Here is a 22505-nt window from a genome sequence, read left to right as displayed (position 1 = left end):
GAACACTGCGCCGGGTATTCATGTGGCCGCCACACCGCCAAGACAGTGATGTGACCGCAGGGCGCCTACGTTCATGACCTATCTTCATTGCAGATCGGCCATGCAGGATGTGACGTTGCCTTCTTCGCTGTTCAACCGTGCACGCCAGGTTCTCGCCCAGCAGCCCGCACTGCCTTTGCCCGGAAGTGGCCACACGCTGCAGCGCTGGCGGGCGCTGGCGGCGTGGGGCGCAGAGGATCTCTGCCTGGCCAAGGTACTGGAAGCGCATTACGACGCCCAGGCGATCATTGCCGAGCTGAACGCGCCTGTGGTTGCTGAAGGGCAGCTGCTGGCGGTATGGGCCGCAGAAGGCCCAGCCAACACCCTGCGCATCGACGCCGGCGATGGGCTGTATGGCGACAAGCCCTGGTGTTCAGGCAGCGCTTGGGTGGATGCGGCACTGGTAACCGTGCGGAGCACACAGGGCGTGTGGCTGTGCCACGTGGCGGCGGAGCATTGGTGCACGCTTTCGGGTGAGCCCTGGCCGGCCGCTGGCATGGCTGGCATTCCGTCCACGACGGTGCGCTTCGATGGCGCACCGATGACGATTCTGGGAGCGCGCGACGCCTACCTGCAACGCCCGGGCTTCTGGCACGGCGGGGCGGGCATCGCGGCGGTCTGGTTTGGCGCAGCGGTGGCACTGGCTGAACGCATGCGACCAGCCTGCAGCGACGGCAACCGCGCACGACTGCTGGGTGCAGTGGACCTTGCCCTGGGGCCGGCTGCGGCGCTGCTTCGCGAAGTGGCCGCGCGCATCGACGACGCGCCCCAATCGGCGCATCGGGAAGACGTAGTGCGGCTGCGCTGCGTGGTCGAGCGGGCGGCGACGCGCGTCCTGGACCTTGCAGGTCGGGCGCTCGGGCCGGCGCCGATGTGCCTGGAAGACGGTCACGCCCGCCGCTGGGCGGACCTGACGGTGTTCCTCAGGCAGTGCCACGCCGATCGGGATTGGCAGTGGCTGGGTGAGCAGCGGGCAGCAGAGGAGACCGCATGGGCGCTGTAGCCAGCACACCCCTGCAAGGACAGGGAACGCAAGAACAGGCCTGGCTGCGCTGCGATTGGCTCTGGCAGCAACCGTCCACGCCCGCCCGCTCGCTGTGCGCCGACCATGACCGCCTTGTGGTCGTTGCGCCGCATCCCGACGACGAGATCCTTGGCTGTGGCGGGCTGCTCCATCAAGCCGCGGCACAGGGCATGGAGATTGGCGTCATTGCCGTGACGGATGGGGAAGCGTGTTATCCGGGTGAACCTTGGTGGACACCGGACCGCCTGCGGTCGGCGCGTCGGGCAGAGCTTGCCGCGGCGCTGGCGGAGCTTGGGATTCCGGCTGACGCCACGTTTCATCTCGGCATCGGCGATGGCGCGGTCAGCAAGCACGAACAGGGCCTGCAGGACTGGCTGCAGCAGCACTTGCAGCCGGGTGATCTGGTACTGGCGCCCTGGCGCTTCGATGGGCACCCCGATCACGAAGCGGCAGGGCGTGCAGCCTGCCGCGCCGCGCGCGCAGTGGGTTGCTGTCGCCTGGAGTACCCGGTATGGGGCTGGCACTGGCTGGATCCGGCCTGCGCGCACATGGCGTGGGAGCTCCCGCGACTTGTCGATATTTCCCCAGCGGCGTCGGTGAAACGAAGCGCCATCGCCCGGTTCCGGACGCAGACCGGCAACGTGCCGGGCCTGAACAGCCCGCCGGTGCTGCCTTCCCATGTACTGGCCCGATTTCTCCGCGATTACGAGGTGTTCCTGGCATGAGCGCGCAACCGTACTTCGATGAACTGCATGAGCAGGAAGATCCTTTTGGCTACCGCAACCGGTGGTATGAAGAACGCAAGCGTGCATTGCTGTTGGCCAGCCTGAGCCAGCGCCAGTTCAATCGTGGCTGGGAGCTGGGTTGCTCCAACGGCGTGCTGACCGAGGCCCTGGCGGCGCGCTGCGAGCGCCTGCTGGCCACCGACATCAGCCCGCGCGCAGCGTTCCGGGCCCGCCGCAACCTGGCCCACCTGCCGCACGTGCAGGTCCACTGCGCCAGCCACCCCGAGCAATGGCCGCCGGGCCGCTTCGACCTGATCGTCTGCGGTGAGATGGGCTACTACCTGGGGACGAGCGCCCTTCGCGAGCTACGGGCCGGAATCGATGAAGCACTTCGTGACGACGGATTGCTGGTCGCCTGCCATTGGTTGTCCCCGTTCCCTGGGCGGGTGAGCCGGACCGAAGTCGTGCATCGCTGCCTGGGCGACGGCCTGCACGAAGCCTTCCACTATCGCGATGCGGACTTCGTGCTGCAAGGCTGGACGCGCGGCACGCTGTCACTGGCCCGCAACGAGGGCCTGCGGTGATAGGCGTTCTGGTCCCCGCGCACAACGAGGCAGCCAGCATGGCGCGCTGCCTGCAATCGATCCGAAGAGCTACCCTGCACCCGGGCCTGGGCGGCGAAGCAGTGGACGTGGTGGTTGCACTGGACGCTTGCTCGGATGCGACGGCGTCCATCTGCCACCAGCAGCGCGTCGGCATTGTGCGGCTGGATGCACGCTGCGTAGGGGTTGCCCGCGGCGTGGCCGCCGCCGAGCTGCTGAGTCGTGGCGCCAGGTGGCTGGTCAGCACGGACGCCGATAGCGAGGTCCCTGGCGATTGGTTGGTTGGACAACTGGCGCAGCCGTGTGACGCCTTCTGCGGACTGGTGGACATTGCGGCGACCTGCCCGTCCGAACAGCGCCTGCGCAGGGTATTCCAGGGGCGGCAGCAGTGGGGCGAGGGCCACGGGCGCATCCATGGTGCCAACCTGGGTGTCTCTGCCCGTTCCTATCGTGCGGTTGGCGGTTTTCCTGCCTTGCGCTGCGGGGAAGATGTTCAGATGGTGAGGGCGCTGCAGGCCCGCGGCGCGGATGTACGCTGGGCCGGAGCTCCCGTCGTCCTGACCAGCGCCCGTCTGGAAGGGCGCGCCGCAGGGGGATTTTCGGCTTATCTTGCTGATATGGGGGCGGCGGGTGCCCCTGCCGTGCTGACCGGGCCGGCCATTGCGTAAGCACCGGCCGTTTCGCCGCACCGCAGCATGCGCTCGCGCCGTCAGGCGTCTCCGATCCAGCCCGAATCCATGAAACCCGCGCACATGGGCCCATGCGTGACGCGCTCCCTGTACGCGTTTACGGCGTGTGAACGCTGTCGCCCTTAGATTGATCGGCTGGGAGAGTAGGAGCAGCCGATGCCGAACAGCGCGATTGTCTACGCCAGCCGGGCTGTCCCCGGGTTCACGCCGGAACGCCTGGCTGCACTGATGGAAGATGCGGCCCGCTTCAATCGATCAGCGGGCGTAACCGGCGTCCTGTTGTTTGACGGGCAGCGCTTCCTGCAATACATGGAAGGCCCCGCCGACGGGTTGGATGTTGCGTTCTCCCGCGTAAGCGGCGCCCGCAGCCACACCGAACTGACCGAACTCGGGCGTGGCCGTGTCGGGCAGCGGCGGTTGCCGTTCTGGCCAATGCGCTGCCTGTCGGTCAGCGCGGGCGAGCTGCAGAGGATTGCCCTTGCCGACTGGAGCCATTTCATCCAGCGGGCGGTAACGAGCCAGGACGAAGGGGGAGCGATGGAAAAGCTGCTTGCAATCGTTGAGCCCTACGCGAACGCCGCCTGAAGTCCGGGTCGGGTGTTAGCGGAGTGTGCAGCCGAGGGGAGGGGGCGGTGCCCCAGCGCCTGAAGGCCCTCATCCGCGCCTACAACGGGGCAGCGATCATTGCCGTGCAGGAAACCTCCTGCGCCAGAAGGGACGAATGTGCCCCTCCGCGCGATCGCCTACGCAAATGAGGCGATACCGGGGCTTTCCATGGACCATGTGGACGACCTCGCCAGGGCCGCCGCCGGCTTCAACTTCGAATCCGGCGTTACGGGTGTGCTTCTTTATGATGGGCTCCGCTTCCTCCAGTACATCGAGGGACCGGAAGACAGCATCAACGTGGTGTACAGCCGCATTCTCAGTGCCCGCAGCTATCGCGAACTGATCGAACTGGGCCGCGGCAGGGTTTCAGGCCGGTTCTTTCCTTATTGGTCGATGCGGTTGCTGTGGGTTGAGGCCTCCGAGATCCGCAGCGTGGCGCGTAGCAACTGGGACGGGCTCTCCCGTGGTGGTGCGCTGTGCCAGCTGAGCCTGGTGGTGGCCCCGCACCTCGGTTGACCGCTGCGGTTGGGGTCAGTGTGCGGAAGGGGGTGCGCAGGCGTCGCCCACCACGCGCCGCACCGTCTCCTGCAACTGATCGACGTGGAACGGCTTGGCCACGAAGGCGGCGCGGCGGTGGCGCTGTGGCACCAGCTGGTCATAGACCGCAGAGACGAACAGAAAAGGGATGCCAAGTTCCGCCAGGCGATCGGCGACTGGAAACACCACGCCGTCACGAAGCTCGACGTCCAGCACGGCGCCGTCGAACCGCTGGGTGTCCAGCAGCCCCAGCGCGTCGAACACGCTGTAGGCGTGTGTCACCTGGTCGCCTGCCTCCTCAAGTGCATGTTCCATCAGTACTGCCAGGTCGAGCTGGTCTTCCACCAGCAGCAGGTTGCATCTGCGCTGGCTCATTCCGGATTGCATGTGTGCAGTCTGTATTGCTTCGGGAGTGCCAGTCTGTGCTGTGCAGCATCAATACGGCGCGTGCGGGTTGTCAGCCCCGCGCGAAGCCCGTGCAGCGCGCTTCCAGCACCGTCGAGGCAGCGTGCAGGGCCGGATGGCGTTCGTTGACGGCGCCTTGGCGCGTGCCATGGATACTGCCGCCGTCCCCCGCATTGGAGCTTCTCTCATGCCGCTATCTGGAACCGATTCTGCTTCCCCACGCGTGCTGCGTGTCGAGTGCATGCCGCTCGACTGCGGTGGCACTGCGATCGTAGTGGAACTGGACCGCATGCCTGAACGCACGTGGATGAAGTCGCTCAAGCGGGCGCTGCAGGCCGACGATCTCCTGGAGGGCGCGCACGCCAAATTCGATGGGCGCTTCGTGTATGTCGTGGGCGTGGAAGGCGGCGCTCATCGTATGCAACATCGTGTGGTACAGGCGCTGGTGGCAACGGACGCTCCGCGCGCGTCGGGCGGCAGCCGGCAAGGTCAAGCCGGCGGCGCGGCACTGTCCAGCCCGATGCCCTGATCGCGGACCGGGGCCAGCCCGCAGTCCGTGCATGTTATCGCTGCATCAGGGCCGCGTGCAGCGGCCACCTCCAGCGGTTCACAGCGCCCGACAAGGCGGTGATTGCCAGCGCTCCACCATGTTCTCCGGAGGCATGTCGCCCCAGACCGGAGATCGAGATGGCGGACCACAACGACACCCGACGCGAACGCCTGCTGAAATGGCTGCAGGATGCCTACGCCATGGAACAGGAAGCGGAGACCATGATGAAGGCCATGGCTTCGCGGATCGAGAACTACCCCCAGCTCGCTGCCCGGATCGGCCAGCACGTCCAGGAGACACAGGGGCAGGCCGCTTCCCTGCGGCAGTGCATCGAGGCGCTGGGAGGAAGCGCGCCCACCGCAAAGGGATTGTTCGCCAGCATGACCGCCGCCATCCACGCCGCTGGCAACACCCTGATGGAAGATGAGGTAGTCAAGAGCGTGGGCCTTTCGTTCGGCTTCGAGAACACCGAGATCGCCACGTACCGGGCGCTGGTGATCGCTGCCGAGCGCGCCGGCGCGCCCGACATTGCGGCGGTGTGTGGCCAGATCCTGCAGGAAGAGGTTGCCATGGCGCGCTGGCTGGAGGACCACCAGGACGGCCTGGTCGGTGCGTTCCTCAACCGTGACGAAACGCCTGGCGCCCAGGCCAAGCGTTGACCGCAAAGCCAGCCCACGCCAGCCACTGGAGAAATCCTCATGTTCTTTCATCACAAGAAACTGATGTATACCGTGCGCGTCCGCGAATCCAATCCGCAGCTCGCCAGCCTCATGCTTGAGCAGTTCGGCGGCCCGCAGGGCGAGTTGGCCGCCGCGATGCGCTACTTCACCCAGGGACTTGGCGAATGCGATCCCGGGCGCAAGGACCTGTTGATGGACATCGCCACCGAGGAGATCAGCCACTTGGAGATCATCGGCACCATCATCGCCATGCTCAACCGCGGGCCCAAGGCGATCCAGTCCGAAGGGCTTGCCGAGGCCGAGGACATGCGGCTGCTGGGCCAGAACAGCACCAGCCACACCGAACAGATCCTGTACGGCGGCGGCCCGGCGCTGGTCAATTCCAGCGGGGTGCCGTGGACAGCCGCCTACATCGACTCGATTGGTGACCCCAGCGCCGACCTGCGCTCGAACATTGCGGCCGAAGCGCGCGCCAAGCTGGTGTATGAGCGCCTGATCAACGTCACCGACGACCCGGGCATCAAGGATGCGCTGCGCTTCCTGATGACCCGCGAGATCGCCCACATGAAGTCGTTCGAGAAGGCGCTGCACAGCATCCAGCCCAACTTCCCACCGGGCAAGCTGCCGGGGGATCCCGCGTTCACCGATCTGTACATGGACATGTCGCAGGGCGACGGCGCCGACGACCTGCAGGGCAGTTGGAACAGCGGCGAGCTCTGGGAGCGGGTCAGCGACCGCGAGGCACAGGCCGCTGTGGACGGTGGCGACGGCAGCGGCACGGTAGACCTGGATCCGCGCGAACAAGCGGCGGTGCAGGCCATGACCCTGCGCACGCTCTCCGACCCGGAAGCGCGGCCGACCACCGGGGCCGAGCTGGGGGCCGGCCCAGGCGCGGGCGCACTGGACCTGCCGCCACGCGAGCCGTGAAAAACCTGGGGCGCCCACCTGCGGCGCCCCAGTTGAAACGCCCGTGAGTGACGCGAGGGCGCACGAAAGTGGGCGGACATCACGTCCGCCCACGAAGGGGTACATCGGGTTTCAATGCCGATCAGCGCTGCTGGCCACCGCGGCTGTTGCCGCCGCCACGTTCCTGCTGTTGCTGCCCCTGGTTGCCGCCCTGGTTGCCACCACCGCGACTGTTCTGGCCGCCTTCGCGGCCGATGTCAGCCATGTGCTGGCGGTCCTGGCTCACTGTTTCGCCGCCCTTGCGGCCGGCTTCGCGTGCTTCTTCCGAGCTGAATTCATGGGCGTTACCTGACTCGTGCGCGGCACGTCCACCCTTGGCGGCGATCTCGCGCTGCTTGTCCTCGTCCATCGAAGCGAAACCGCGGTTGCTGTTGCCCTGGTTCTGGTTCTGGTTGGCCATGGAAAGTCTCCTTGGGTTCAGCCGCCCGATTGGCGGCAGCGACCATCTTCCAGATCCGGCGCTAGACGGCGGTGGCATGGCTGCCAGCGTGGCGTCATCCGGAAGCCCGGGATTCCTTATCCTGCCTCCACGAACCATGGTGCACGCGTGTGCGCACCGGCAGACACGTCTTCCGCAACCCAACCGCGCGTCAACGCGATGCGGAAGGGACACGCCACTGTTCGACGCAGCGTCCACACCGATCTCACCGCGCGTACGCTCCGCGTGGCTATGGTAGAGCGGTCTGCAACAACCGGTGGTGCCATGCCTTTTCGAGCAATTGCCTACGCAAGTGAAGCCTCCCGCAACCTGACGGAACAGCGGCTGCAGCAGCTTGTGGCGGAGGCGGTGCAGTTCAACGAATCCGTCGATGTCACCGGTACACTGCTGTTCGATGGCTCGCGCTTCCTGCAGTACCTGGAAGGCCCGGAGGCAGGAATCAAGGCCGCTTACATGCGCATTCTGGGAGCCAGCAGCCACAGTGGGATCGTCGAGCTGAACCGGGGCAGGGTGGGGCGTCGACAGTTTCCGCACTGGCGGATGCGCAGCGTGCGGGTGGACGAGCTGGCGCTGGGAAAGGTCGCCATCTCCGACTGGACCGGCTTCGTGCGCAGCGCGTCGGCGCTCGACTCGGGGAAGAGTGCACTGGATCGTCTGCTGTCGGTTTCGCAGTCGCACACGGAGGCAGGTGTGGGCGGCATCACGGAACCGGACGGGCAGCTCGCACGATGAAGGCCACAGCCGCCCCGGTTGCGCCCGCCCCACCACGCGTCGGCTGTGCGGGTTGGTCGCTGCCGCGGGCGGATCAGGAAGCGTTCGGCGCGGGCGACAGCCTGCTGCAGCGTTATGCCACACGCCTGCCGATGGTGGAGATCAACTCGTCCTTCTATCGACCGCACCAGCCCAGGACTTACGCGCGATGGGCCGCGAGCGTGCCGGAGGGCTTCCGGTTCGCGGTGAAACTGCCGCGCGAGATCAGCCATGAGCGTCGGCTGCGCGATGCGATGCAGCCGTTCGAACAGTTCCTGGATGGCGTGCTGGCGCTGGGTGGAAAGCTGGGGCCGCTACTGCTGCAGTTGCCGCCCAGCCTGGTGTACGACACGATCACGGCCGAAACCTTCCTGCGGGGCCTGCGCGCCCGCACGCGGGCCGATCTGGCGTGCGAGCCGCGCCACCCGAGTTGGTTCACGCCGGAGGTCGATGCGCTGTTGAGTGCGCATGGCGTTGCACGGGTTGCCGCGGATCCGGCACGGGTGCCGGCGGCAGCGATTCCCGGCGGTGACCGCACGTGGAGCTACTGGCGCTGGCACGGCCAACCGCAGATCTATCGCAGTGCGTACAGCGAGCAGACCCTGGCGAAGCTGGCGCAACGGCTGCAGCGCGAAGCCGATGCGCAACGGCCGGCCTGGTGCGTACTGGACAATACCGCACTCGGCCACGCCACCCGCAACGCCCTGCGCCTGCAGGCGCTGCTGCAGAAGAACGCCCATGCCTGAAGGTCCTTCCATCGTGCTGTTGCGGGAAGCGGCGAGCCATTTCAAGGGGCACGTGGTCCGCACCGTGTCCGGTAACAGCCGCATCGACCTGTCACCGCTGCAGGGCCGCCGGGTCAAGGCGGTCCGCAGTTGGGGCAAGCACTTCCTGCTGGAATTCAGCCGCCACACGCTGCGCATCCACCTGATGATGTTCGGCAGCTGGCGCATCGACGAACGGAAGCCAACCCCGCCGCGTGCATCCCTGATGTTCGACAATGGCGAGCTGAACTTCTATGCGTGCTCCGTGCGGCTGATCCACGAGCCGTTGGACGATGTCTACGATTGGCGCGCGGACGTGATGAACGAGGCCTGGGATCCGAAGCTGGCCCGGCGCAAGCTGAAGGTCCTGCCGGACGTCCTGGTCTGCGATGTGCTTCTGGACCAGAGCGTCTTCGCCGGCGTGGGCAACATCATCAAGAACGAGGTGCTGTTCCGGATAGGCGTGCATCCCGCCTCCCGGCTGGGCGACCTGCCGCCACGAAGGCTTACCGCCTTGATCGAGCAGGCTCGCGCCTACAGCTTCGATTTCCTGGAGTGGAAGCGCCGCTTCGAGCTGAAGAAGCATTGGCAGGTGCACACGAAAAAGGTCTGTCCCCTGTGTGGTGGCCCGATCAGCAAGCTCTATCTGGGGACGACGCGGCGACGCACGTTCTTCTGTCCCAATGATCAGGTACTGTACGGGACCTGAGGCTGCCGTCCGTGGCAGCCGTATTCCGCGGCGCGCCGATCAGGCGGCCTGTGCAGCCTTGGCGTTGCCGCCGCCCTTGGCCAGCAGGGTCAGCTTCTCGTCGGTGGCCTTTTCTTCCTCCAGCGTCTCCAGCAGCAGCGGCAGGGCGTCCTTGTAGCCCAGCTGCTTGGCCAGCGCGGCGATGGTGCCGTAGGACGCAATCTCGTAGTGCTCGACCTTCTGCGCGCCGCCAATCAGGGCCGCATCCCGCACCGGTCCCTTGTCGATGCTGTCGATCACTTCCTTGCCTTCTTCCACCAGGCCCTCCATCGCCGCACATTTGATGCGCTTCAGGCGAATGCCCAGGATCTCCACCACCTGGTCGATGCGCTCGATCTGGCCCTGGGTTTCTTCCAGGTGCGTTTCGAACGCTGCGGCCAAGTCCGGGTTCTCGGCCGCACGGGCCAGGCGCGGGAGGGCCTTGGTCAGCTGCTTCTCGGCACTGTAGATATCCGAGAGTTCATGGATGAACAGGTCTTCCGCCGTCTTGATAGCCATACTGGGCTCCGCAGTGAGTGGAGTGCTCAGCGTAGGTCCTGCCCGGTTGCGATCGGGCAGGGGCCAGGTGAAGGCGGCATGTGAGCGCCCGCAGGATTACTGCGCACGGTCTTTACGAGAGTGCGCCCGAACCACACGGCATGCAGCGCTCCTTCCTGGACTTGATGTCTGCAGCGGTCTTCGCCAGTGCCTCGTAGCGCTGGCGAATGTCCTCAAGATGCGCCGGCTCCATCGACTCCAGGTTCAACAGCTCCTGGTTGGCGTCCATGCTGACCCGGATCAGTTCATCCAGCTTGATGTGCAACGCGGCCGTATCGGCGTTCTGCGTGTGCTGGATCAGGAACACCATCAGGAAGATCACGATGGTTGTTCCCGTATTCACCACCAGCTGCCACGTGTCATTGAAGTGGAAGGCCGGCCCGCTGGCAGCCCAGGTGATGATCACACCCAGCGCCGCGACGAATGCCCCCAGGCTGCCGGACAATCGCGCCGTCGCGGCCGCGACACGGGCGAAGCGGTGCCGCATCACGCGTCACCTCCCGCGGCCTCCTCATCCGTGCGGCGATCTGGCAGCCTGACCCGCTCACCCAGGCGCTTGTCCTGCTCGTCCGGCGTTGGCGCAGCGACGAAGGGGGAGATCGGATCACTGGCGGGGAAGGTTTCCTGCAGCGCTTCGTCATGATTGCGGTGGTTGTGCAGCTTAGCCTGCAGCGGACTGACAGGATCGGGGCGCTGCGCCTCCGTGTCCGGATGGGGAAGGTCTTTCTGGTCGCGTTGCATGGTGCATCTCCAGGTTGATCACCACCTCGCAGGTGGCGGGGCCAGCATAGGAATGCGTTGTGAGCGGCCCCATCAAGGGCGGGGCAACGTGGCGTCAATCCTCAGGCAACGCGCGTTAACAATCAGCGTGGCGGCGCGGTCTGCGTCGGCCATGGCGTTCTGATGCGGCACGTGGTTGCGCACCCCCTCACGCCATTCACCCCGCAACAGCGAGAATGGCCTACCGGGCGCACCATGCGCGATCCGCCCACCGAATGCAGGAATGCTGAGATGTCCAACACCCCCTTTGGCGAATCGTCATGTGTTGCCGCAGCCAGCGGCTGCATCGAGGTCCGCGGTGCGCGCGAGCACAACCTGAAGAATGTCGATGTCTCCATTCCACGCAATGCACTGGTGGTTTTCTCCGGCGTGTCGGGATCCGGTAAGTCCTCGTTGGCCTTCGGCACGGTCTTCGCCGAGGCGCAGCGGCGCTACTTCGAATCCGTCGCGCCGTACGCGCGTCGCCTGATCGACCAGGCCGGCGTGCCCGACGTGGATGCCATCGACGGCCTGCCGCCGGCGGTGGCCTTGCAGCAGCAGCGCGGCGCGAGCAATGCGCGCTCGTCGGTGGGCAGCGTGACCACGCTGTCCAGCCTGGTGCGCATGATGTACTCGCGGGCGGGGGCCTACCCGGCCCACCAGCCCATGCTGTACGCCGAAGACTTCTCGCCCAACACCCCACAGGGTGCCTGCAGCACCTGCCACGGCCTGGGGCACGTCTATGAGGTGACCGAAGCGCTGATGGTGCCGGACCCATCGCTGAGCATCCGCGAGCGCGCCATCGCCTCCTGGCCACCGGCCTGGCATGGCCAGAACCTGCGCGACATCCTGGTCACGCTGGGCTACGACATCGATGTGCCGTGGAAGAAGCTGCCGAAGAAGGACCGGGACTGGATCCTGTTCACCGAGGAAACCCCGACCGTGCCGGTCTATGCCGGGTTCACGCCCGCCGAGACCCGCGCCGCGCTCAAGCGCAAGCTCGAGCCCAGCTACATGGGCACGTACACCGGCGCACGCCGCTACGTGCTGCACACCTTTGCCAACACCCAGAGCGCGCTGATGCGCAAGCGTGTTTCCCGCTACATGGAGGGCCGGCTGTGCCCCGCATGCCACGGGAAGCGCCTGAAGCCGGAAGCGCTTTCAGTCACCTTCGCCGGCGTGGACATCGGCGAGTTCCTGCGGCTGCCGCTGGACCAGCTGGCGACGTTGCTCGAGCCCATCGCGCAGGGCGACTTCAGTGCACACAGCCACGGCGCGCGTACCAGCAGGCGTGCAACGCCCCGCGATCGCGCCAAGCGGGCAGCAACCGGCCGCGCGACCCACGCCGGCGCACCCGACGTGCGCCTGACCTCAGCCTTGTCTGAGGAAAAGCGCCTGGCGGCGCAACGGCTGGCGGGCGGGGTCATGGCGCGGGTACGGCAACTTCGCGAGCTCGGCCTTGGCTATCTCTCGCTGGATCGCGCCACGCCCACGCTGTCGGCCGGCGAACTGCAGCGCCTGCGCCTGGCCACGCAGCTCAGCTCGCTGCTGTTCGGTGTGCTGTACGTGCTCGACGAACCGTCGGCCGGCCTGCATCCGGCCGACAGCCAGGCGCTGTACGAGGCGCTGGAACGCCTGCGCGACGGCGGTAACTCGGTGTTCGTTGTTGAACATGATCTGGAGCTGATGCGCCGCGCGCAGTGGCTGGTCGATGTGGGCCCGCAGGCAGGGGAGCATGGCGGACGCGTTCTCTACAGTGGCGAGCCCGATGGCCTGCGCAACGTTCAGGATTCGCGCACGGCGCAGTACCTGTTCGACCAGGTGCCCGCGCCGGTCAGCCGGCAGCGCAGTGCCAACAGCTGGCTGGTGCTGCAAGGCATCCATCGCCACAACCTGCACGGTGTGGATGCGCAGGTGCCGCTGGGGCTGCTGACCGCAGTGACCGGCATTTCCGGATCGGGCAAATCCAGCCTGATGGCGCAGGCGCTGCCCGAGCTGATGCTGCTGCACCTGGGGCACGAGACGGTAGATGACAGCACCGACAGCGCGCCCACGGATGGACCCAGCTTGATCGAAGCCACTCGGGGCCAGCTGGCCGGCGACGTGGACGCGATCCAGCGCGTGGTGCAGGTGGACCAGAAGCCCATCGGCCGCACGCCACGCTCCAACCTGGCTACCTACACGGGCCTGTTCGACCACGTGCGCAAGCTGTTCGCCGCGACACCCGACGCGCGCCGCCGCCGATTCGATGCGGGCCGCTTTTCGTTCAACGTGGCCAAGGGGCGATGCGAGACCTGCGAAGGCGAGGGTTTCGTCAGCGTCGAACTGCTGTTCATGCCCAGCGTCTATGCACCATGCCCCACCTGCCACGGCGCCCGCTACAACGAAGCCACGCTGAGGGTGCAGTGGAACGGCCGCAACATTGCCGAGGTCCTGCAGATGACGGTGGACCAGGCCCATGCGTTCTTCGCCGAAGAAGAAGCCATCGCCCGCCCGCTGCAGCTGCTGCAGGAGATCGGCCTGGGTTACCTGCGGCTGGGCCAGCCAGCCACGGAACTTTCAGGTGGCGAGGCGCAACGCATCAAACTGGCTACAGAGCTGCAGCGCAGCCAGCGTGGGCGCACGCTGTACGTGCTGGACGAACCCACCACCGGCCTGCATGCAGCAGACGCGGACAGGCTGCTGATGCAGCTTCAGCGGCTGGTGGACGCAGGCAACACGGTAGTGATGATCGAGCACGACATGCGTTCTGTCGCGCAGGCCGACTGGGTGATCGACGTCGGCCCGGGCGCTGGCGGCGCGGGCGGCACCATCGTGGCGGCGGGGGCACCGCATCAGGTGGCCCGCGCCAAGGGCAGCAGGACGGCACCGTTCCTGGCATCCGAGCTGGGGCAGGGTGTGCGCGAGCGGAATCATCCGGCAGGCGGCGCCTAGCCGCAGGACAGCAGCGTCCAGCAACGATCGGCAATCTCTGCCGCGCCAGGGTGGCCGCGCAGGCTTGATCGTTTCGCAAGGCGGCACTGCAGATCGTCCATCCAGGCTGACCGGGTACCGTGCAGATCTCTCACATAGATGTCGCAGGCAAGCCGGATGACCGGCGCCACTTCGTGCCGGAAACTCACCGCGGGCAACGCGCCCAGGTTGAACGCGGTTTCCCAGTGGGCCAGCTCGCGCTCCACATCGACAACGTGCCTGCTTCTTCCGCGGCTCACGGCGCCTACCCCTGTTCGAAACCTCACTGTACACGCTTGCTGCCGGGAGCCTGTTCATCACAACCGTTCATACAACGCGCTTGCCGGCACGTTCCCGTAACGGCAACAGGCCCACAGTCAATCGGCAGCACACTTGCTGCGACGGAGCAATCGTGGCGCAGCGTTCGGCTGGCTGGAGTCGTTCCGCAGGGTCCAGCAGGACGAAGCACACGTATTCGAATGCGCAAAGCGCGCCGATGCGGCATCTTCCTAGGCGTCGCATCCGGACCTGACATCGCGCAGGCGTATGCTCGGGTCATCCAGGAGCAACGCGATGACTTTTCCGATCTGCATCTACGATAGAACGGGCACGGGGCTCCGGCTGCCCGCGGGGTGGTGGATCGACCTTCAGTCCGATCTGCCCGCGCTGGTGAACGGCGCCGCACGCATCGACCTTCCGCGCTCTTCGAAAGACGAGCATCCACGCTTGGATCCAGAGGTCCTGAGGGACCTTTTCCGGCGCATCGGGGGTTCGCAATGGCTAGGTTGAATCCGGTGCGTTCCCTGGGAGTGCGGTGGCTGTTCTTCCGTCTTCGCAACGGCCAATCCATCAGTCCCGCCAGGTTGATGTCCGTCTGGTCCGAGGCTGCCGAATCCAATGAGTGCGCCGTGCGCCGCGAGATCATCGACGGCGCAGGCTACGTCTATGCCCTGTACGCACCCAACAGCCTGCTTTCCCCCCGGCGTGTGGAGCTGCGCATGAGAGCGCTGCTGGAGGAGGCGGGCTACGCCTTCACGATGGGTAGCCTGGCAGGGCGTCACCCCGGCGACGGTTGAGGCGCGGCGCTGAGGCGCCGGCCGGACAGTCCATGCGTCGCTCTCATTCGGGGCCATCAGGCTCCAGTGGTTCGTCAGGTGCGGGATCGAAGAGCGCCAGCATCCGTTCCCGCCGACACTGTTCGAGCCAGTGGTGCCATATCTCCACCTCGTCCATCAGCCCCGTGGCACCGCACGCGGGGCACGTGAGCGTCGTGCCCAACGGACTCGTCTTGAGGCCCTCGTCCTGAGTCATTGATGAGCGCAAGCCGCAGCTCTTGCAGGTCGATCGCAACTGATCGAGGCGAACGATGGCGCCATTGCGCGCAAGAAGGGGCTGGATCGCGTGGATCCGGAAGGCATTGGGAGGATGCATGGCCGTGTCGTCTGGGGCTGGACACGGGAGCAAAGGATTCTGCGCCGGAGAAGAGCCGTGAGAACGCAGTGTGCCTTGTTGGAGGTTAACCCTTCATCAAGGTGCACACCGCGCTCCATGATTGGCCTGAAATCCCACGGCCGCAATCGTGCACTGACGTGGCAGCCGGCGCTCGTCCGGTGCCGGCCCTGCCTCTGGGCAGGAAGGGCTCCGCCATCACGACGGAGCCCCGTACACTCACTTTTCCTGCAGGAACGCCAGCAGGTCCTGGTTGACCTTGTCCTTGTGGGTGTCGGTCAGGCCGTGCGGCGCACCCGGGTAGACAATCAGCTTTGCGCCCTTGATCAGCTTCGCCGATTGGCGGCCTGAGATGTCGATCGGCACGATCTGGTCGTCGTCACCGTGGATGACCAGGGTGGGCACATCGAATTTCTTCAGGTCTGCGCGGAAATCGGTGGCCGAGAACGCGGCGATCGAATCGTAGGTGTTCTTGTGGCCGCCCTGCATGCCCTGCGCCCACCACGCATCGATCAGCCCCTGCGACACCTTCGCGCCCGGGCGGTTGAAGCCATAGAACGGGCCCGACGGAATGTCCTTGTACAGCTGCGCGCGGTTCTCCATCTGTGCCTTCCGGATGCCGTCGAACACTTCGATCGGCAGGCCGTTCGGGTTGTCGGCGGTCTTCAGCATGAACGGCGGTACCGAGCTGATCAGCACCGCCTTCTTCACCCGCCCGGTGCCATGCCGGCCGATGTAGCGCGCCACTTCACCACCGCCGGTGGAGAAGCCCACCAGGGTCACATCGTGCAGATCCAGCGTATTGATCACCGTGGCCAGGTCATCGGCGTAATGATCCATATCGTTGCCGTCCCACGGCTGGCTGGAGCGGCCGTGGCCGCGACGGTCATGGGCAATGACGCGGTAGCCGTGGTTGGCCAGGAAGATCATCTGCGACTCCCAGCTATCCGAGTTCAACGGCCAGCCGTGGCTGAAGGTCACGACCGGGCCGTTCTTCGGGCCCCAGTCCTTGTAGTACAGCTGCACGCCATCGGCGGTGGTGATGTAGCTGGCGGTGCGCGCGATGCTGGTGACTGCCGCCGGCCTGGGCGGTTCGGCGGCCTGCGCGGACAGGCCGGCCTGGACCGAGAGGGCGAGGGCGGCAACGGCCAGGGTACGGGCGAAGGTGTTCATGCGGGAACTCTCATGGGTGGGTGGTGAGACGTACTTTGCGCCTGCAATCAGGCGTCCGGGTGATGAACTGTCCTGATTTCTTGATAGATCGTCTTGCACGGATGTGCGCGTACGAATCGATCGCGATCGCCCGTTGACAGGGTAGAACGAGCGTTCTACTTTGCAGCCATGAGCAAGCTCACCACCGACACCCAACAGAAGATCCTGGCCACGGCCGAGGCGCTGATCTACCAGAACGGGATCCACGCCACCGGCATGGACCTGCTGGTGAAGACCTCGGGCGTGGCGCGGAAGAGCATCTACCGCCACTTCGAGAACAAGGACGACGTGGCCGCCGCCGCGTTGAAGGCGCGCGACGTGCGCTGGTTGGCCTGGTTCCGGAACGAATGCGATAAAGCGGACACCCCGGAAGCACGCATTCTCGGCATGTTCACCGTGCTCAAGGGGTGGTTCCAGTCCGAGGGCTATCGCGGTTGTGCGTTCATCAATACCGCGGGCGAGGTCGGCGACCCGGCTGATCCCATCCGGCAGATCGCGCGTGATCACAAGCAGAAGCTGCTCGATTACACGCTGGAACTTACCGAACAACTGGATGTGGAGCAGCCGGCGGATCTGGCCCGTCAGTTGCTGATCCTGATGGAAGGCGCCATCACCCTGTCGCGCGTGATGGGTGATTTCGACGCCGCAGACACCGCGAAGGATGTCGCGAAGCTGTTGTTGGAACAGGCCAAGCTTTAGCGCCTGGGTACGCCAGATCCTTTGAAGCAATCCGTGTATCCATTTCGATTGGAGGTCTCCCCGTGTCCGCAGAACAACCCCGTCCGCCGCTTCCTCCGTTCACCCTCGAATCCGCCACCCAGAAGGTGCGTCTTGCCGAGGATGGCTGGAATTCCCGCGATGCCGACAAGGTGTCGCTTGCCTATTCGCTCGACACCCAGTGGCGCAACCGTGCCGAGTTCACCAACGGCCGGGAGGAAGCCCGGCAGTTCCTGGCACGCAAATGGAACAAGGAACTCGAGTACCGCCTGATCAAGGAGCTCTGGGCCTTTACCGAAAACCGCATTGCGGTCCGCTACGCGTACGAATGGCACGACGACTCCGGCAACTGGTTCCGTTCCTATGGCAACGAAAACTGGGAATTCGGAGAGGATGGCCTGATGCAGCGCCGCTTTTCGTGTATCAACGACATGCCGATCAAGGAGAGCGACCGCAAGTTCCATTGGCCGCTGGGCCGTCGCCCGGATGATCACCCGGGGTTGTCGGAGCTGGGTATGTGATTCCCGCTGAGGCGCCACCTGAAGCGCGCTCAGGTACGATGGGGCGGCCGGCATCCGCGCCGGCGGGCAGGGGGCGCAATGGACATGCAGGCACGGGGCGGATTCGTTCCGCCCGCGAAGACCGATTCCCAGGAACTCACGTTCCACTGGCTCTACCAGCGGGTGCAGGGGCTGGTTGAGCACAGCATCTACCCCAAGGCGGGAAGGGTGGAGACGTGGGCGTTCCGCATCGGCATGGGTGCGGCGATCATCGGCATTCTCATTGGTCAGCTTCCGGATCGATGGCTGCCTGTTGGCGCAGTGCTCCAGGTGGTGGTTGCCTGCCTGGCAATCGAAATCGGAGGGTTCATTGTCGGTGGCGTCCTGGCCGCCCGCAGGGGCATTCGCCAGTTCAGCCAGCCGCGGCTCTCCCACGCCCGGGAGATGGATGAAGACTTCGCTCACTGGCAAGCGGTGGTGACCGAGCTTCGCGGATTCCCGCGCGTCCAGCGCGAGCGGCGACTCAAGTTCGTCAGCACCTTGCGCACAAACATGATTGAGCGCATGGGCATGATGTATGGCGGCCTGCAGCGGCTGGGACCATTCCCGCTGTTGATTGCCCTCTACCTGCAGTTCCGTGGATGGAAATGGGGTGACTGGGCGGGCGCTTTCGATGTTGGCCTGCTAGGCGCACTGCTCATCTTCGCCATGGTGCTGCTGTACGTGCTGGGCTGGATGCTGATCGGCCTTCGCACCAGGCTCGATACCTACGTTGCCTTGTTGGAGGGCTCCATCCACGAGCCCGAGCCCTCCCAGTCAACGCCCTTGTAGCGTCGGCCTATCGTGTTCTTCATGTTGAGGGACAAACAGGATTGTGAGCCATCCAGTGAGGCATACGCATGGCCCAAGTTGGTAGGGTCGTATATTTCGCCGACTTCACAGATCTGTACCCCGCAGATGGGCATAGTGGCCTTTGGGTAGTGTGAGCGCGTCCATCCAGCCACGGGGGTTCCCCGAACGCCAGGAGGTCACTGTGCCAAGTTGTGATGAAGGAATGAAGTTGACGCGTCGCCAAGTGATCGCCGGTGGCGTCACGACCGTGGCGATGTCCGCCGCACCGGGGGCATCATCGCTCGCCGCCGAACTGGCGGCGCCCACGCCGCCCAGGCCCCCGGTCATCGGCACGGTGGCCTTGATCGTCAACGGCGAGCGGCGGGAGCTTGAGCTCGACACCCGGACCACGCTGCTCGATGCCCTGCGCGAACATCTGAAGCTGACCGGCACCAAGAAGGGCTGCGACCACGGTCAATGCGGTGCCTGTACCGTGCTGGTCAACGGTGAGCGCATCAATGCCTGCCTCAGCCTGGCGGTGCAGCACCAGGGCGATGCCATCACCACCATCGAAGGCCTCGGAACCCCCGATGACCTGCATCCGATGCAGGCCGCCTTCATCAAGCATGACGGCTACCAGTGCGGGTATTGCACGCCGGGGCAGATCTGCTCGGCGGTGGCGGTACTGGACGAGATCAAGCGGGGTGTCCCCAGCCATGTGCAGGCGGATGTCAGCGCACGGCCCCGGGCCACCAACATGGAAATGCGCGAACGCATGAGCGGCAACCTCTGCCGCTGCGGCGCCTATTCCAACATTGCCGAGGCGATGGCAGAGGTCGCTGGCGTGACCTCTGCAGGGAGGCGCGCATGAGGGCCTTCAGTTACGAACGCGCGAAATCCCCGGCCGAGGCCGCCAAGGCCGTCGCCGGTACCGAGGGCGCGAAGTTCCTGGCCGGAGGGACCAACCTGCTCGACCTGATGAAGCTGGAGGTCGAGACGCCAGCGCATCTGGTCGATGTGCAGGACATCGGCCTGGACAGGATTGAACCCACCGACGAGGGCGGCCTGCGCATCGGCACGCTGGTCACCAATACCGCGCTGGCCTCGCATGAGCGCGTGCGCCGCGACTACGCGGTGCTGACCCGCGCGATCGTGGCAGGTGCCTCCGGGCAGTTGCGCAATAAGGCCACCACCGGCGGCAACCTGCTGCAGCGCACGCGCTGCCCGTACTTCTACGACCCCAATCTGCCCTGCAACAAGCGCCTGCCCGGATCCGGCTGCGGCGCACTCGAGGGGTTCTCCCGGCAGATGGGCGTGATCGGCACCTCGGACAGCTGCATCGCGACCTATCCGGGCGACATGGCGGTGGCCCTGCGGGTGCTGGACGCCTCGATCCAGACCGTCAGCGGTGACGGCAGTACGCGCAGCATCCCGATTGCCGATTTCCATCGTTCCCCCGGCGACAGGCCGCAGCAGGACAACGTGCTGCAGCGCGGTGAGCTGATCACCCACGTCACGCTGCCGGAGCCCCTGGGCGGTCGGCACGTGTACCACAAGGTACGTGACCGCGCGTCGTATGCGTTCGCACTGGTGTCGGTCGCCGCGGTCGTGCAGCGAGACGGCTCGGCGCGGTTCGCCTTCGGTGGGGTTGCGCCGAAGCCGTGGCGCGTCGAGCCAGCCGAACCCCTGCTGCGCGACGGCGTAAAGGCCGCGACCCGGCAGGTGTTCTCCGGTGCCCGTCCGACGCCGGAGAACGCGTTCAAGATCGCGCTCGCCGAGCGCACCCTCGCAGCGGTGCTGGTGGAAGGAGAGCGCTGATGCCCCTTGAATTCAACGCCCCCGCCGGCGACAACCTGTTCGACAAGGCCAAGGTCGTCGGCAAGTCGACGCCGCGCATCGACGGTCCACGCAAGACCACCGGCACCGCCCCCTATGCCTACGAGCGCCACGACGTGGCGCCGAACCAGGCCTACGGCTACATCGTCGGTGCGGGCATCGGCAAGGGGCGCATCATTTCGATGGATGCCTCCCGCGCACGTGCCGCGCCCGGCGTACTGGCGGTCATCACCGCACCGGAAACCAAGCCGGTCGGCACATCGAACTGGAACAATGCACCGCTGTTCGGCGGGCCCGAAGTAGCCCACTACCACCAGGCCATCGCCTGCGTGGTGGCAGAGACCTTCGAGCAGGCCCGCGCCGCCGCGGCGCTGATCCGCACCCGCTACGAGCGCGGCAGGGGGCGCTTCGATTTCCCCGCCCTGGCGCCGTCCGCGCCGCTGGCAAAGGGGCGCGGTGGCAAGCCCGACCGGCAGACGCTCGGCGATTTCGACACCGCCTACGCGAGCGCCGCGGTCAAACTCGACCAGACTTATCACACCTCCGACGAAAGTCATTCGATGATGGAGCCGCACGCCACCATCGCCGCCTGGGAGGGCGACACGCTCACGCTGTGGACGGCGAACCAGATGATCGACTGGGCCAGGCAGGGCATGGCGGCGATCCTCGGCATCGATCCTGCCAAGGTGCGCGTGGACTCGCCCTATATCGGCGGCGGCTTCGGCGGCAAGCTGTTCATCCGTGCCGACGCGGTGCTGGCCGCGTTGGCGGCCAAGCAGGTCGGGCGGCCGGTGAAGATCGCGCTGCAACGCCCGTTGATGCCCAACAACACCACGCACCGGCACGCCACCCTCCAGCGCGTGCGGATCGGCTGCGGAAAGGATGGCCGGATCTCCGCCATCGCCCACGAGAACTGGTCGGGCAACATCAACGGCGAGGACGGCGAGAACGGCACCCTGCAGACGCCCAAGCTCTATGCGGGCGCCAACCGCCTGGTGGCCAACTACATCGCCACGCTCGACATGCCCGAAGGCAATGCGATGCGCGCACCGGGCGAAGCACCGGGCCACATGGCGCTGGAAGTGGCGATGGACGAAATGGCCGAGAAGCTGGGTCTGGACCCGATCGCGTTCCGCATCCTCAACGAGCCCGAGGTCGTACCCGGCGATCCGTCCAAGAAGTTCTCCGACCGCAACCTGGTGCGCTGCCTGCGCGAAGGCGCGGAGCGCTTCAACTGGAACAAGCACAACGCCAGGCCGGCGCAGGTCAGGGAAGGGCATTGGCTGATCGGCATGGGCGTGTCCGCGGGCTATCGCGGCGCACCGACGATGAAGTCGGCGGCGCGGGTCCGGCTTGACGGCCAGGGCGGGGTGATTGTCGAGACCGACATGACCGACATCGGCACCGGCTCCTACACGATCATCGCGCAGACGGCAGCCGAGACCATGGGCGTGCCGCTGGACCGGGTCCAGGTGACCCTCGGTGACTCCCGTCATCCTGCCTCCGCCGGTTCCGGCGGCCAGTGGGGCGCGGCAAGCTCCACCGCGGGCGTGTACGCGGCGTGCGTCAGCCTGCGCCGTAAGGTGGGCGAGAAACTGGGCTTCGACGGCGACACCGCAGACTTCGCCAATGGCCGCATCCAGGCGGGCGGGCGGACGATCAAGCTGGCGGAAGCGGGGACACTGTCGGCGGAGGACGGCATTGCCTTCGGCGACTTCAAGCAAGGCTACGACGTCGGCACCTATGCAGGGCATTTCTGCGAGGTTGCCGTGCATGCCTACACGGGAGAGACGCGCATTCGCCGCATGCTTGCCGTATGCGATGGCGGCCGGATCCTCAATCCGCTGTCCGCACGCAGCCAGGTCATCGGCGGGATGGTGATGGGTGCGGGCGCGACCCTGATGGAGGAGCTGGTGGTCGACAAACGGCTTGGCTTGTTCATCAACCACGACCTGGCCGGCTACGAGGTTCCCGTGCACGCCGACATCCCGTATCAGGAGGTGGTCTTCCTCGACACGCTGGATCCGGTGATCTCGCCGATGAAGGCCAAGGGTGTGGGCGAACTGGGCATCTGCGGGGTTGGCGCCGCGATCGCCAATGCGATCTACAACGCAACCGGCGTGCGCGTGCGCAACTATCCCATTACCCTGGACAAGCTGCTGCCCGGCTTGCCCGACGTGGGCTGACC

The 22505-nt window shown here is 66.0% G+C and carries 29 protein-coding genes; 21 read left to right on the top strand and 8 right to left on the bottom strand.

Translation table 11 applies throughout. The features are described 5' to 3' along the window. The first annotated feature begins 100 nt into the window (after nucleotides 1-100). The 6 genes from AC5P5V_RS08410 (at nucleotide 101) to AC5P5V_RS08385 (ending at nucleotide 4201) form a co-directional block, all read left to right on the top strand. Nucleotides 101-1042 (top strand): acyl-CoA dehydrogenase, encoded by a 942-nt coding sequence (locus tag AC5P5V_RS08410; protein ID WP_134967938.1) that lies wholly within the window; start codon nucleotides 101-103, stop codon nucleotides 1040-1042. After that, entirely contained in the window at nucleotides 1030-1788 is a 759-nt protein-coding gene (locus AC5P5V_RS08405) for a PIG-L deacetylase family protein (protein WP_134967928.1), read from the top strand. Before AC5P5V_RS08410 ends, AC5P5V_RS08405 begins: the two co-directional genes overlap by 13 nt. Continuing rightward, on the top strand, nucleotides 1785-2372 hold the full coding sequence (locus tag AC5P5V_RS08400; RefSeq protein ID WP_231352108.1) for a class I SAM-dependent DNA methyltransferase: 588 nt from the start codon (nucleotides 1785-1787) through the stop codon (nucleotides 2370-2372). Before AC5P5V_RS08405 ends, AC5P5V_RS08400 begins: the two co-directional genes overlap by 4 nt. Continuing rightward, a complete protein-coding gene (locus tag AC5P5V_RS08395) occupies nucleotides 2369-3058 on the top strand; it encodes a glycosyltransferase family 2 protein (protein WP_134967927.1) in 690 nt (229 codons plus the stop codon). The genes AC5P5V_RS08400 and AC5P5V_RS08395 overlap by 4 nt, the downstream gene beginning before the upstream one ends. A 177-nt stretch (nucleotides 3059-3235) precedes the next feature. Then, nucleotides 3236-3664: a BLUF domain-containing protein gene (locus AC5P5V_RS08390; RefSeq protein WP_134967926.1), complete on the top strand. Its 429-nt coding sequence runs from the start codon at nucleotides 3236-3238 to the stop codon at nucleotides 3662-3664. A 138-nt stretch (nucleotides 3665-3802) separates the two neighbouring features. Continuing rightward, nucleotides 3803-4201, top strand: coding sequence for a BLUF domain-containing protein (locus AC5P5V_RS08385; RefSeq protein WP_134967925.1), 399 nt, complete (start codon nucleotides 3803-3805; stop codon nucleotides 4199-4201). Between the two features lie 15 nt (nucleotides 4202-4216). On the opposite strand, the gene AC5P5V_RS08380 is transcribed toward AC5P5V_RS08385, so the two are convergent. After that, nucleotides 4217-4609, bottom strand: a complete 393-nt coding sequence (locus tag AC5P5V_RS08380) for a response regulator (RefSeq protein WP_061478260.1) — start codon at nucleotides 4607-4609, stop codon at nucleotides 4217-4219. A gap of 307 nt (nucleotides 4610-4916) precedes the next feature. On the opposite strand from AC5P5V_RS08380, the gene AC5P5V_RS08375 reads away from it, so the two are divergent. From AC5P5V_RS08375 to AC5P5V_RS08365, 3 genes are all read left to right on the top strand, one after another. Beyond that, complete coding sequence (locus AC5P5V_RS08375; protein ID WP_231352105.1) at nucleotides 4917-5156, top strand: hypothetical protein; 240 nt, start codon at nucleotides 4917-4919, stop codon at nucleotides 5154-5156. Nucleotides 5157-5314: 158 nt separating this feature from the next. After that, a complete protein-coding gene (locus tag AC5P5V_RS08370; RefSeq protein ID WP_231352104.1) occupies nucleotides 5315-5836 on the top strand; it encodes a ferritin-like domain-containing protein in 522 nt (173 codons plus the stop codon). Nucleotides 5837-5875: 39 nt separating this feature from the next. After that, on the top strand, nucleotides 5876-6784 hold the full coding sequence (locus AC5P5V_RS08365; protein ID WP_049416476.1) for a manganese catalase family protein: 909 nt from the start codon (nucleotides 5876-5878) through the stop codon (nucleotides 6782-6784). Between the two features lie 121 nt (nucleotides 6785-6905). On the opposite strand, the gene AC5P5V_RS08360 is transcribed toward AC5P5V_RS08365, so the two are convergent. After that, nucleotides 6906-7223, bottom strand: coding sequence for a KGG domain-containing protein (locus AC5P5V_RS08360; RefSeq protein ID WP_134967924.1), 318 nt, complete (start codon nucleotides 7221-7223; stop codon nucleotides 6906-6908). Between the two features lie 303 nt (nucleotides 7224-7526). Here AC5P5V_RS08360 and AC5P5V_RS08355 point away from each other — a divergent pair, with 303 nt between their 5' ends. Genes AC5P5V_RS08355 through AC5P5V_RS08345 form a run of 3 tightly spaced genes read left to right on the top strand, consistent with a single transcriptional unit; the run spans nucleotide 7527 to nucleotide 9485 of the window. Then, a complete protein-coding gene (locus tag AC5P5V_RS08355; protein WP_134967923.1) occupies nucleotides 7527-7994 on the top strand; it encodes a BLUF domain-containing protein in 468 nt (155 codons plus the stop codon). Beyond that, on the top strand, nucleotides 7991-8758 hold the full coding sequence (locus tag AC5P5V_RS08350) for a DUF72 domain-containing protein (RefSeq protein WP_134967922.1): 768 nt from the start codon (nucleotides 7991-7993) through the stop codon (nucleotides 8756-8758). The genes AC5P5V_RS08355 and AC5P5V_RS08350 overlap by 4 nt, the downstream gene beginning before the upstream one ends. Further along, a complete protein-coding gene (locus AC5P5V_RS08345) occupies nucleotides 8751-9485 on the top strand; it encodes a DNA-formamidopyrimidine glycosylase family protein (protein WP_134967921.1) in 735 nt (244 codons plus the stop codon). Before AC5P5V_RS08350 ends, AC5P5V_RS08345 begins: the two co-directional genes overlap by 8 nt. Before the next feature lie 39 nt (nucleotides 9486-9524). On the opposite strand, the gene AC5P5V_RS08340 is transcribed toward AC5P5V_RS08345, so the two are convergent. From AC5P5V_RS08340 to AC5P5V_RS08330, 3 genes are all read right to left on the bottom strand, one after another. After that, on the bottom strand, nucleotides 9525-10022 hold the full coding sequence (locus tag AC5P5V_RS08340) for a YciE/YciF ferroxidase family protein (protein WP_134967920.1): 498 nt from the start codon (nucleotides 10020-10022) through the stop codon (nucleotides 9525-9527). A gap of 112 nt (nucleotides 10023-10134) precedes the next feature. Further along, nucleotides 10135-10551 carry a low affinity iron permease family protein gene (locus AC5P5V_RS08335; protein ID WP_134967919.1) on the bottom strand — a complete coding sequence of 139 codons (417 nt, stop codon included), beginning with the start codon at nucleotides 10549-10551 and terminating at the stop codon, nucleotides 10135-10137. Then, complete coding sequence (locus tag AC5P5V_RS08330) at nucleotides 10548-10802, bottom strand: hypothetical protein (RefSeq protein WP_134967918.1); 255 nt, start codon at nucleotides 10800-10802, stop codon at nucleotides 10548-10550. The genes AC5P5V_RS08335 and AC5P5V_RS08330 overlap by 4 nt, the downstream gene beginning before the upstream one ends. Nucleotides 10803-11072: 270 nt before the next feature. Between AC5P5V_RS08330 and AC5P5V_RS08325 the strand changes: the two genes are divergently transcribed. Then, nucleotides 11073-13754 (top strand): excinuclease ABC subunit UvrA, encoded by a 2682-nt coding sequence (locus AC5P5V_RS08325; protein ID WP_231352102.1) that lies wholly within the window; start codon nucleotides 11073-11075, stop codon nucleotides 13752-13754. Here the strand turns inward: AC5P5V_RS08325 and AC5P5V_RS08320 are convergent. Beyond that, the gene (locus AC5P5V_RS08320) at nucleotides 13751-13999 is read right to left on the bottom strand and encodes a hypothetical protein (RefSeq protein ID WP_231352101.1); all 249 of its coding nucleotides are present in this window, start codon (nucleotides 13997-13999) and stop codon (nucleotides 13751-13753) included. The two genes, AC5P5V_RS08325 and AC5P5V_RS08320, sit on opposite strands and share 4 nt — an antisense overlap. 346 nt (nucleotides 14000-14345) lie before the next feature. On the opposite strand from AC5P5V_RS08320, the gene AC5P5V_RS08315 reads away from it, so the two are divergent. After that, complete coding sequence (locus AC5P5V_RS08315) at nucleotides 14346-14561, top strand: hypothetical protein (protein ID WP_019659700.1); 216 nt, start codon at nucleotides 14346-14348, stop codon at nucleotides 14559-14561. After that, nucleotides 14549-14848, top strand: coding sequence for a hypothetical protein (locus tag AC5P5V_RS08310; RefSeq protein ID WP_061478250.1), 300 nt, complete (start codon nucleotides 14549-14551; stop codon nucleotides 14846-14848). The genes AC5P5V_RS08315 and AC5P5V_RS08310 overlap by 13 nt, the downstream gene beginning before the upstream one ends. Before the next feature lie 43 nt (nucleotides 14849-14891). Here the strand turns inward: AC5P5V_RS08310 and AC5P5V_RS08305 are convergent, their stop codons facing one another. Together AC5P5V_RS08305 and AC5P5V_RS08300 are read right to left on the bottom strand one after the other, a co-directional pair. After that, the gene (locus tag AC5P5V_RS08305) at nucleotides 14892-15203 is read right to left on the bottom strand and encodes a hypothetical protein (RefSeq protein ID WP_061478249.1); all 312 of its coding nucleotides are present in this window, start codon (nucleotides 15201-15203) and stop codon (nucleotides 14892-14894) included. 237 nt (nucleotides 15204-15440) lie between these two features. Next, a complete protein-coding gene (locus AC5P5V_RS08300; protein WP_061478248.1) occupies nucleotides 15441-16394 on the bottom strand; it encodes an alpha/beta fold hydrolase in 954 nt (317 codons plus the stop codon). 168 nt (nucleotides 16395-16562) lie between these two features. On the opposite strand from AC5P5V_RS08300, the gene AC5P5V_RS08295 reads away from it, so the two are divergent. The 6 genes from AC5P5V_RS08295 to paoC all read left to right on the top strand — a co-directional run bounded on the left by AC5P5V_RS08295 (nucleotide 16563) and on the right by paoC (nucleotide 22503). Then, a complete protein-coding gene (locus tag AC5P5V_RS08295) occupies nucleotides 16563-17132 on the top strand; it encodes a TetR/AcrR family transcriptional regulator (protein WP_231352100.1) in 570 nt (189 codons plus the stop codon). 62 nt (nucleotides 17133-17194) lie between these two features. Then, a complete protein-coding gene (locus tag AC5P5V_RS08290; protein ID WP_021202431.1) occupies nucleotides 17195-17671 on the top strand; it encodes a nuclear transport factor 2 family protein in 477 nt (158 codons plus the stop codon). A 78-nt stretch (nucleotides 17672-17749) separates the two neighbouring features. After that, nucleotides 17750-18481 (top strand): hypothetical protein, encoded by a 732-nt coding sequence (locus AC5P5V_RS08285; protein ID WP_134967915.1) that lies wholly within the window; start codon nucleotides 17750-17752, stop codon nucleotides 18479-18481. 223 nt (nucleotides 18482-18704) lie between these two features. Further along, nucleotides 18705-19352: an aldehyde dehydrogenase iron-sulfur subunit PaoA gene (gene paoA, locus AC5P5V_RS08280; RefSeq protein WP_231352099.1), complete on the top strand. Its 648-nt coding sequence runs from the start codon at nucleotides 18705-18707 to the stop codon at nucleotides 19350-19352. Then, nucleotides 19349-20299 (top strand): FAD binding domain-containing protein, encoded by a 951-nt coding sequence (locus tag AC5P5V_RS08275; protein WP_134967913.1) that lies wholly within the window; start codon nucleotides 19349-19351, stop codon nucleotides 20297-20299. The genes paoA and AC5P5V_RS08275 overlap by 4 nt, the downstream gene beginning before the upstream one ends. Further along, nucleotides 20299-22503, top strand: a complete 2205-nt coding sequence (gene paoC, locus AC5P5V_RS08270) for an aldehyde oxidoreductase molybdenum-binding subunit PaoC (protein ID WP_134967912.1) — start codon at nucleotides 20299-20301, stop codon at nucleotides 22501-22503. The genes AC5P5V_RS08275 and paoC overlap by 1 nt, the downstream gene beginning before the upstream one ends. Nucleotides 22504-22505 lie beyond the last annotated feature (2 nt).

The sequence above is a fragment of the Stenotrophomonas sp. YJH_SMC_130 genome, from assembly GCF_059369035.1.
Note: the sequence above shows the minus strand (reverse complement) of the source record. Positions and strands in the feature narration are given on the sequence as shown.

Bases quoted from the DNA above. Each gene is read 5' to 3' on its own strand.
- AC5P5V_RS08285 (WP_134967915.1), top strand. From the start codon at position 17,750: ATGGACATGCAGGCACGGGGCGGATTCGTTCCGCCCGCGAAGACCGAT.
- paoC (WP_134967912.1), top strand. From the start codon at position 20,299: ATGCCCCTTGAATTCAACGCCCCCGCCGGCGACAACCTGTTCGACAAG.
- AC5P5V_RS08330 (WP_134967918.1), bottom strand. From the start codon at position 10,802: ATGCAACGCGACCAGAAAGACCTTCCCCATCCGGACACGGAGGCGCAG.
- AC5P5V_RS08325 (WP_231352102.1), top strand. From the start codon at position 11,073: ATGTCCAACACCCCCTTTGGCGAATCGTCATGTGTTGCCGCAGCCAGC.
- AC5P5V_RS08365 (WP_049416476.1), top strand. From the start codon at position 5,876: ATGTTCTTTCATCACAAGAAACTGATGTATACCGTGCGCGTCCGCGAA.
- AC5P5V_RS08410 (WP_134967938.1), top strand. From the start codon at position 101: ATGCAGGATGTGACGTTGCCTTCTTCGCTGTTCAACCGTGCACGCCAG.
- AC5P5V_RS08390 (WP_134967926.1), top strand. From the start codon at position 3,236: ATGCCGAACAGCGCGATTGTCTACGCCAGCCGGGCTGTCCCCGGGTTC.
- AC5P5V_RS08295 (WP_231352100.1), top strand. From the start codon at position 16,563: ATGAGCAAGCTCACCACCGACACCCAACAGAAGATCCTGGCCACGGCC.
- AC5P5V_RS08355 (WP_134967923.1), top strand. From the start codon at position 7,527: ATGCCTTTTCGAGCAATTGCCTACGCAAGTGAAGCCTCCCGCAACCTG.
- AC5P5V_RS08405 (WP_134967928.1), top strand. From the start codon at position 1,030: ATGGGCGCTGTAGCCAGCACACCCCTGCAAGGACAGGGAACGCAAGAA.
- AC5P5V_RS08315 (WP_019659700.1), top strand. From the start codon at position 14,346: ATGACTTTTCCGATCTGCATCTACGATAGAACGGGCACGGGGCTCCGG.
- AC5P5V_RS08350 (WP_134967922.1), top strand. From the start codon at position 7,991: ATGAAGGCCACAGCCGCCCCGGTTGCGCCCGCCCCACCACGCGTCGGC.
- AC5P5V_RS08370 (WP_231352104.1), top strand. From the start codon at position 5,315: ATGGCGGACCACAACGACACCCGACGCGAACGCCTGCTGAAATGGCTG.
- AC5P5V_RS08310 (WP_061478250.1), top strand. From the start codon at position 14,549: ATGGCTAGGTTGAATCCGGTGCGTTCCCTGGGAGTGCGGTGGCTGTTC.
- AC5P5V_RS08275 (WP_134967913.1), top strand. From the start codon at position 19,349: ATGAGGGCCTTCAGTTACGAACGCGCGAAATCCCCGGCCGAGGCCGCC.
- AC5P5V_RS08380 (WP_061478260.1), bottom strand. From the start codon at position 4,609: ATGCAATCCGGAATGAGCCAGCGCAGATGCAACCTGCTGCTGGTGGAA.
- AC5P5V_RS08345 (WP_134967921.1), top strand. From the start codon at position 8,751: ATGCCTGAAGGTCCTTCCATCGTGCTGTTGCGGGAAGCGGCGAGCCAT.
- paoA (WP_231352099.1), top strand. From the start codon at position 18,705: ATGAAGTTGACGCGTCGCCAAGTGATCGCCGGTGGCGTCACGACCGTG.
- AC5P5V_RS08375 (WP_231352105.1), top strand. From the start codon at position 4,917: ATGCCTGAACGCACGTGGATGAAGTCGCTCAAGCGGGCGCTGCAGGCC.
- AC5P5V_RS08300 (WP_061478248.1), bottom strand. From the start codon at position 16,394: ATGAACACCTTCGCCCGTACCCTGGCCGTTGCCGCCCTCGCCCTCTCG.
- AC5P5V_RS08400 (WP_231352108.1), top strand. From the start codon at position 1,785: ATGAGCGCGCAACCGTACTTCGATGAACTGCATGAGCAGGAAGATCCT.
- AC5P5V_RS08305 (WP_061478249.1), bottom strand. From the start codon at position 15,203: ATGCATCCTCCCAATGCCTTCCGGATCCACGCGATCCAGCCCCTTCTT.
- AC5P5V_RS08340 (WP_134967920.1), bottom strand. From the start codon at position 10,022: ATGGCTATCAAGACGGCGGAAGACCTGTTCATCCATGAACTCTCGGAT.
- AC5P5V_RS08360 (WP_134967924.1), bottom strand. From the start codon at position 7,223: ATGGCCAACCAGAACCAGAACCAGGGCAACAGCAACCGCGGTTTCGCT.